At 39.3% G+C, this 8,189-nt stretch carries 10 protein-coding genes and 1 pseudogene; 2 read left to right on the forward strand and 9 right to left on the reverse strand.

What is annotated here, in order from left to right; genetic code table 11:
• Positions 1–37 precede the first annotated feature (37 nt).
• From HWQ37_RS29885 to HWQ37_RS29900, 4 genes are all read right to left on the reverse strand, one after another.
• A complete protein-coding gene (locus HWQ37_RS29885; RefSeq protein WP_292754030.1) occupies positions 38–646 on the reverse strand; it encodes a hypothetical protein in 609 nt (202 codons plus the stop codon).
• Between the two features lie 71 nt (positions 647–717).
• Positions 718–1,305, reverse strand: coding sequence for a 3'-5' exonuclease (locus HWQ37_RS29890; protein ID WP_292754031.1), 588 nt, complete (start codon positions 1,303–1,305; stop codon positions 718–720).
• A 59-nt stretch (positions 1,306–1,364) separates the two neighbouring features.
• Positions 1,365–1,763: a PIN domain-containing protein gene (locus HWQ37_RS29895; RefSeq protein WP_292754032.1), complete on the reverse strand. Its 399-nt coding sequence runs from the start codon at positions 1,761–1,763 to the stop codon at positions 1,365–1,367.
• A complete protein-coding gene (locus HWQ37_RS29900; RefSeq protein WP_292754033.1) occupies positions 1,753–2,007 on the reverse strand; it encodes a UPF0175 family protein in 255 nt (84 codons plus the stop codon). Before HWQ37_RS29900 ends, HWQ37_RS29895 begins: the two co-directional genes overlap by 11 nt.
• Positions 2,008–2,089: 82 nt before the next feature.
• Here HWQ37_RS29900 and HWQ37_RS29905 point away from each other — a divergent pair.
• Together HWQ37_RS29905 and HWQ37_RS29910 are read left to right on the forward strand one after the other, a co-directional pair.
• Positions 2,090–2,500 (forward strand): annotated as a pseudogene (locus tag HWQ37_RS29905) (DUF4351 domain-containing protein); the annotation flags it as partial.
• A 149-nt stretch (positions 2,501–2,649) separates the two neighbouring features.
• Complete coding sequence (locus HWQ37_RS29910; protein WP_292754034.1) at positions 2,650–2,964, forward strand: DUF4351 domain-containing protein; 315 nt, start codon at positions 2,650–2,652, stop codon at positions 2,962–2,964.
• A 63-nt stretch (positions 2,965–3,027) separates the two neighbouring features.
• On the opposite strand, the gene HWQ37_RS29915 is transcribed toward HWQ37_RS29910, so the two are convergent.
• From HWQ37_RS29915 to HWQ37_RS29935, 5 genes are all read right to left on the reverse strand, one after another.
• Positions 3,028–3,564 (reverse strand): endonuclease domain-containing protein, encoded by a 537-nt coding sequence (locus HWQ37_RS29915; protein ID WP_292754035.1) that lies wholly within the window; start codon positions 3,562–3,564, stop codon positions 3,028–3,030.
• Positions 3,565–3,573: 9 nt separating this feature from the next.
• Entirely contained in the window at positions 3,574–6,654 is a 3,081-nt protein-coding gene (locus tag HWQ37_RS29920; protein WP_292754036.1) for an Eco57I restriction-modification methylase domain-containing protein, read from the reverse strand.
• A gap of 67 nt (positions 6,655–6,721) precedes the next feature.
• Positions 6,722–7,282 carry a hypothetical protein gene (locus HWQ37_RS29925; RefSeq protein ID WP_292754037.1) on the reverse strand — a complete coding sequence of 187 codons (561 nt, stop codon included), beginning with the start codon at positions 7,280–7,282 and terminating at the stop codon, positions 6,722–6,724.
• 80 nt (positions 7,283–7,362) lie between these two features.
• Positions 7,363–7,845 (reverse strand): hypothetical protein, encoded by a 483-nt coding sequence (locus HWQ37_RS29930; protein WP_292754038.1) that lies wholly within the window; start codon positions 7,843–7,845, stop codon positions 7,363–7,365.
• Positions 7,846–7,886: 41 nt separating this feature from the next.
• The coding region (locus HWQ37_RS29935; protein ID WP_292754039.1) for a hypothetical protein at positions 7,887–8,189 on the reverse strand (303 nt) is incomplete at its 5' end.

Genomic DNA, 8,189 nt, shown 5'->3' on the forward strand with positions numbered 1-8,189 from the left:
TTCTGCGTTCATATAAGTTACATTTTGTCAAAACAAATTAGATGCGTTTCCCCTGTGCGAGTAACCCTACAAGATAGCGATCGCTTACACTATCCTCATCTACTTCTTCTTCCTCACCACCCGCAGGCCCAAGTAAATCTGCCAATACTGCTTTTTCTAATTCATCACGGATTTTATAAGGTGTGGGTAACTGCGATTCCAGAATTTTATTAGTTTCATCTGCTTTTACTTCTAGCTTTTCCTCAATAAGCGGATCAATCGCAAGTATAAATTTTTCTTCTAATAATTGACCTTCGTTTGTTGAAGGTATAAATTGCGTTTCTAATAGTTTCCTCTGTTCCCAAAGTTGAGGAGTTACTTTAGTTTCTAGCGGCTTTTTCTTAGAACGCGATTTTTTAACTTTCGGCTTCTGCTTGTTAAAAAAATTGATGATATCAGTGGCAATTTTCTCTGCAATATCTCCATTTATCAACCAATCGGCATCTTCTACTTGATCAATTCCGTCCAGCAAAACCACAAGCTGAGATTCTGGTGCAGACACAACCGCACTCCAATCAAGCTGAATTTGATGTTCACGCAGTTGTTTATTGATATTTAATAAATCTAATTCACCTGGAAGTACAGAAGGAAGCTTAATAATTTCCATATTGCTGATAAAAGTAATAACCTACTAAATATTAATAATCATTCTATTCCCCATTCTCAATTCGCCATCCCCTATTCCCTATTCCCAAGATTCCACAATTGAGAATCGAATTTTTCCAAGAGGAGAGAAGAGTTGCTTGCAGGAACAATAACCAACAATGCCCGCATAGCGCGAGTCATACCAACAAACAAAGTCCGGCGATCGCGTGCTAAAATTTCTGTAATTTCATCCTCCGGTGTACCTTTGGGAATTGTTGGATAGGTTGCATCCAAAAATCCTGCGATCGCTACAATGGGAAATTCTAACCCCTTCGCAGCTTTAAGCGTAATAACTTTAACACCTTGTTTATTTAAGTCCAAGTCTTTGCTAGACATGAAATGCGCTTCTAACCCTAAGTATGAAAGTTGACCAGCTATTTTTGTACCAGCACTTTCTGTCGGCACAATTACGGCACAAGCGTTAATACCCAACCGAAATTCACGGGCAGCACTTTTGCAAAATCGTACCAGTAATTCTGCTTCATCCCCTGGATTATTTACGGCACGGACAGCCGGTGGTGGGCCATTGTGGATATAGTCTCTAGCTGGAGAACGAGAAATTTCTCCGATTCCCAATTCCCCATTCCCCATTCCCTCATCATCTAAAATCGAATTTGCCAAGTAAGATATTGCAGCTTCGTTAATTTCGCGGGTAGTGCGGTGATTAACGCGCAGTACTCCTATATGCTGGGGATCAATCCACGTCTTTTTGCTAATATCAGCAAACCTCCTGTCCCAATAGTCGTAACACCTAAAGCTTGTCCACAGCGTCGTGCTGCCCTATCGTCAACAATAGCCGCATAGTCTGAATTTTTTAGTGCCAAACTCAATACTTGTGATTCTCCTTTTCCCAAATCCCAAGCTGCTACAACAGGAGCAATAGTATTAACTTCTACTATTTGTATCCAAGACATACTGGGTAATTGTGTTGCTGCAACATCATCTTTTGTGGTGACTTCTTCAAAAACACCTGATGGAACTAAGATTTCTGTAAATAATTGTGGAATTAATTGCGCTTGTTGACTTTTTAAAAGCACAATTAACGGTGAAGAATTAATAATTACACGATTAATCGACATTTGTTAGTTCCTCGGCTAACTCTTGGGCAGTATATTGCATAAAGTCTACTTGGTAGCGTGATAATGCATTAATAAATTCAGCACGAGTTAGCCCAGCAATTTCTGCTGCTTTAGCTTGTGATATTTCACCTAATTCATACCATTTTGCTGCTGCTGCGATTCGCATTTCTTGGATGAATTCTTCAGGATTTTTGCGGAGTGCTGAAAACACTGTTTCAGGTAATTGGATTGGTACTGTTCGCATAAATTTTCCCTCAGTTTATCAGTTTCAATGAATAATCAAAAAGTAAAGTTATCTATTGATTATATCAAATGCAATTTTATAATTACCGTTAGCACCTTTAACACAGACAGATTCACCCCAAAGGTTATTATCGCAGGTTGCCCAGAGTGTTGCTAGAATCTCAGATAGGGAAACTCGGCAAAATATCGCCGCTTACACAGAAATATTAGCAGGTTTGAAGTTTGAGAAGGATTTAATTCAGCAATTTTTAGGAGAGGAAATTATGCAAGAATCTGTAATTTATCAGGATATTTTGCAGAAAGGAGATAAGCAAGGTGAAGAACGTACAATTATACGCCAGCTTAATAGACGGTTTGGCGAAATAGATTCATCATTGATTGATAGAATTAGAGTGCTATCTGTTGAAAAGCTAGATGATTTAGCAGAAGGATTACTAGACTTTTCAGAAATATCTGATTTAGTAGCTTGGTTAGACGAACAAGAAAGAAATTAATTTCAGGTGTTGATAAACTATAAAGTGATAAAGTCGGAGTTTTTAACTCCGGCTTTTTATATAATCCGTATTCATATAAATTAAAGTAAATCTAAATTAATTAATATTTTTACAACACTAGACCATTTATTTTATGGTAACAATGTACTATGTCAATATCTGATCAATTATTGAGTGAAGATTTTATGCAACAGTCAGTCAATGATGAAGATATTTTATATCCAGGTGTATATCATTTGTTTAATTGTTTAGTTCGTAGTCGTTTTTGTGATATTAGTGAACTTGAGGAAGAAATACCTGGAATATCCGAACGCATTCGCGGATTGAATCTGCAACAGTTAGAAGGATTTGCAATAGCTTTTATGGAATTTACAGATGCAATTGATTTAAAGGTTTGGTTAGATGAATATGAACATGAAAAGGATTGGGAAAATCGGTTTGTAAAAAAGGTATTTAATTGGTGAAAACTTATAACCCACCCTGCCAAATTCTAGTTCCAGTCCCCCTTCTCCCTTGGGGAGAAGGGGCTAGGGGATGAGGGCTTGAGCAATTGTATGTAAAACAAACTCGATATCATCAAATATTTGCTCATTACTAAAGCGGATTACAGTCAAGTGATTAGAATTTAACCAGTTTTCTCTAATAGAATCTTCAGTTTGCTTATTTGCATGAATACTACCATCTAACTCGATAATTAATAACTTTTCGTGACAATAAAAATCAGCGATATATCTACCAATATTATGTTGTCGGCGAAATTTTGTATTTAATAAACGTCGATTTCTTAAACATTCCCATAATATTTGCTCTGCTGGTGTTTGTTGTTTTCTTAACTCGCGGGCGCGTTCTAATAATACTTTGGGAATTTGTCGGTTGCTACCTGCTAATTTAGCGATTTCTGCCCTCACCCCTAGCCCCTCTCCCTCTGGGAGAGGGGGACAAGATTTATCGTTATATTTTTCTTGTTTATTTTTATTCTGTGGTTCTTTTTCTTGACTGTCTTTTTCTCTTTCTTTACTCCCTCTCACTCTGGGAGAGGGTTGGGGTGAGGGTTTATCTTCCATTTTCTCAACCTAAAATAAACTCAATTGCCCATTATCATTATCTTGATTTTTAGATTCTACCTGCACCTTTTTCTTACTTCCAGATTTACCTTTTTTCTTGCCTTTATCATGTAAACCCTGTGCTACCTCTTCAGCATAGCGTTGGTGATTTAATTCTAATAATCTATCTAGCACTTCTCGCCGTGCAGTTTCGCTGATGGTGAAGCGTAAGCCTTGTTTGGTTTGGTGGAAATCATGAGATAATTCTAAATCTTGCCAACCGTAAGCAGCAGCTACAGCATTATCCATTTCTATGTGCAATTCGCGCAATTGTTGAATATCGGCGGCGGTTTCGTCGGGGTTGTGGAAGCGGTTGTAGGTTTTGGTTAATCCTTCTTGGCGTGTTTGCATGATATTTTGGCGATGGTTGTAGTAGCGATCGCCTATTTCTTCTAGGTTTGCGGTTGATGTGGGGAAGGGGAAGGTTTCAAAGCAATCTGAGGGGGAGTAATTTAGTGTTGTACCACCAAGAGTGGAACTATAGTTATATGCCCATTCACGATGAATAGTTGATTGTAAAATAGATAATGCTTCTGATTCCTGTATAGCAAAAACGATAAGTTTATGTGCAAATACAATTCCTGTATCTGAAAAATGAAAAGCTGTTGTTGGGCTAACTGCTGCTGTTACTAAGACTCGTTTTAGGTTTGCGATCGCATCATATAGTGCTGGGCATTTTTCTCCATAATGCCACCAGTTCTCACGCCTTTCTTTTCTATTATTCTTATCTCTCTCTGGCTTAACTTTTTCCTCTACAATGGCTAAACAATCAGGAAAATCACTTGCATAAGGTCTACCTTTAGGCTTTTTAGGATCATCATCATGTTCAGCATTTAAAGGATAATCCTTGAAATTAATCACCCAACGACTTGGTGATTGATCAGGACGTGAATTTAAATCCTCACCATTTAAATAAGGAAATAAAACATCTTTATTTATTGGATCTTTTTCAATTAATGTTTGTGCTTCCTCTGGAATTAGCACAAAACCTTGTCTATACACTTTACTACCATTGAATGATTTACTTGCATTAATCTCAAGTTTATAAGGGTTGCCTACTACTTTACCGGGTATTGCCAAAAAAGTTGTAATTCCATTAACAGGTTTCTCATTCAAAACAAACTTACCCAACCAATTACCTTGTCGTAACCATACATAACCAACTTCTAAACTAGCAGTACCAGGCCATCTCCTACTGGATACAGCACGATTAATAATACAACCATCATTTACTAATTGGTCTAATCCTACCTCTCGCGTATCACCCTGCGCTATGGTATTCGTTGCAATTAAACCAAATCCACCATTACTATTTAATAACTGTTTTGCTTTTAAGAAAAAATAAGCACAAAGGTCAGCACTACCGCGTTTATCATTCGCAATCCATTTAACTAAAAAATCTCGATAATCTGTACTCAATGCACCTGTAATTTTTGATCCACCCATAAACGGCGGATTTCCGACAATCGCATCAAATCCTAACTTTTGATTTTCGTTCGTAGTCAGCACTTTAGTGCTTTTCTTGCCACCCTTATCATTATTAAGCGATAAATCGCTCGCTACAAACACCTCTGGAAATTCCAACTCCCAATGAAACGGACGCAACTTTTCAAAATCAGGTAAAGCCTTACCCATCCCATCAGGAATATCTGCACCATCTCGAAAAGTAGTTAATAAAGTCTTCCTTAAACCTTCCCTTTCCTTCTCCGACCAATCATTAAAATAACTCCCAACCAATAAATCGCAACCTCTGCGTAAATCAAAACTTCTCGCATTCGCTTCTGTCAATAAATACACCTTGCGATTTTGGTCTTCCCTCGTCAACACCGGAAGCGATGCAATCTCTCGCCGTAACTCAATCACCTTATCAACTTCCCGCCGAATCTCCTCAGCAAATAACTCCGGTGTCCCAGTTGTGTCTAAATTCCAATAACGCAACTGTTCCAAACTCACCCCAATCAGCGAATCCCCACACTTCAGGGCATGATCCACAAAGGTAAACGGACGATTCTTTTGCAACGTTATCAACCACAGCGATAACTTTGCCATTTCCACCGCCAAGCGGTTTTTATCCACCCCATACAAACACCTGTCCGCAATTATCCGCCGCGCCACCATCAACCGTTCATCCGCATCTTTGGGAATTACACACTCCTCTGGACGCGACTTAGATAAAGTTCCCTCCGGTGCTGTCACCACCTTCCCCGGATTCGCCTTTTCCGCATTTTCCCACGCTTCCACCAACCGTTCCGCCAAATAGCGACAAGTCTGCACCAAAAACGCCCCCGAACCCATCGCCATATCGCAGATTTTCAATTTTAATAACTCTGCTGCTGACTTGAGTTTCCACTGTTCCTTCGGCTTCCCCTCAGCCACACCCTCATACACCAACGGTTCCAAAGTGTACTGCACAATTTCTTCCGTCAAACTGCGCGGCGTGTAGTGTGTCCCCGTCTCCCGGCGATCGCTTCCCTGCGTCACATACACGCTTCCCGTAGGAATCACCACCGGATAACCTAAAGTATCCAATCGTACTAACCCAGCCAAAGGCAACACCCGGTTAAATAATTCCTGGTCATTATTACAAGCAATGAGAAGTTTGCCCTCACCCCCGTCCCCTCTCCCTCTAGGCGAGGGGCGATTTTGCCCCCTCCTCACCCCATCTTGATCTTGCCCCCTCTCCCCCTGGGAGAGGGCTGGGGTGAGGGCTGAAACTACCACCCAGTCGGGACGCAAAGTTTCACCCTGTTCAGCAATTGTGGCAACCAGCCCCGTGGGAATGCGCTGACCTGTTAATAAAACTTCATCCGGCAATTCTAAAGTCTGCCGCAGCACAAAATCTACCCACGCCCGATGAATTGCTGGTTCAGGTTTTGCCCCTAATTGATTATCTTGCCATTCTTCGTATGCTAATCGTAATAGCTTTAAGTGTTCTGGATCGTGGGCATCTAAACCATTAGGAAATACTTTGAGGAGTACAGGTAGACTGAGAAAGGGGCCAGAAGCTTCAACTAGCGATAACCATTCGGCGTGGTGACGGGCTGTAGACATGGGAATTGGGAATTGGGAATTGGGAATTGGGTTAAGTTTTGAAAGTTAAAATTTAGCTAATAGAGATTTATTGTTTAGGTAAGAAAATAGAATAATTCAAAAAATTAACACACCAATCATTGAAACTTTCCCATAAGTCATCATCATCTTCTAAATACACAAGAATATAATTTGCTTTTGATATTTTTAATCTTTTTATCATTTCTTCTGGTGTGATAACTTCGTAGTCTTCCATACTAGCGCAACAAAAACAATCTCCTGGTTCAGGGATTTCAAAAGCTTCATCGCTAGCAGGTAAATCCACTCCTGGGTTTTTTACAGTTCCTGGATAACCTCTATCTTCCCATTCTTGTGCTGTTGCAATTGATGATGAGAAAGTTACGTATCTGCATTGACAAGCTTCGTAAGCAACAGCCATTAAAGCTAAATCCTGATCTTCTGTTTCAACATAAATAGGAAGATAAGCTAAATTCTCATCTTCATCTGCTTCTAAAAAAGCTTCATCGTCTTCATTCGTTTCTAAAAAATCTTCATTTTCTTCATCGTCTCCATTTTCATAATCATATTCGGAGTAAAATTCTTGTCCTGTCTTGTAAGGTACTAAAACAATAAGTCCATTTTTGGTCATGTTTTTATTCTTTTTAAGATTATGTATTGGGAACTTGAGATGAACTATTAATAAATATTTATCTAATTAAACAAAAAAATTCAGGGACATTCAATTAACAATGGCCCTTCAGGAATAAAGCGAGAATTATAATAAGACTTTTTACCTAAACCTTTCAAAGAGCCAATTTTTCTAGGAGAAGTTAGTGGTTTCAAATCTTGCACTTCCCAAAAACTAGCCCAAGTCGGCTTATCAGTAACAGTAGATGGCGGACGAAATTGAGCTTTACCTGGATATCTGCCATTGCGAGAATTGACATGACCAATGTATAAACCATGCCAAGATGCTTCTGAGTCTAAAGGTTGATCTGCATCTGAATAGGAAGCATAAATTAATACTTCCACACTTTTATTTCCCCGCAACTCATCAACTTTACGAAATAGCTCAAAATCCATACTTCCGAAAGCTGTTTTAACCGTTTCATCACTTAATTCATGCTCTAAGTTAGCTATTGTCTCCATCGCTGAAAGCAAGTGCATTTCTGGAACAGGTGCAAGAATTGCAAACGAATGTGTTTTAACCATATTTCCGCAAGTTAACTTTGTAATTATATTTACAGTTATACTCACCGTGCTAGCTTTTGGGGAATTAAGTAAGTAACCGCCAAGGGAAACAGTCGCGGTGTCGGATTTGCAAACCTAGCTTGAATTGCAGCCACTTCGCGCTCAATTTCTGCGGGAATTTGCTCTACTCTCACCTTAAGACTGTTGACATTGCGCTCGAACTGTTCCTTCTCTGCGGTATTAAACAATTCCAACTGCTTAAACTCAGGTTCATCTAGTTCATTGAGAATGCTTTGACGCAATTCCGTTAAAACCCATATTCCGCACTTCAACTTGAAGTACAAAGATATTACAGTAAAGCTCAA

Origin of the sequence: Nostoc sp. NMS4 (assembly GCF_017115095.1) — a bacterium.
Classification (GTDB): Bacteria; Cyanobacteriota; Cyanobacteriia; order Cyanobacteriales; family Nostocaceae; genus Nostoc.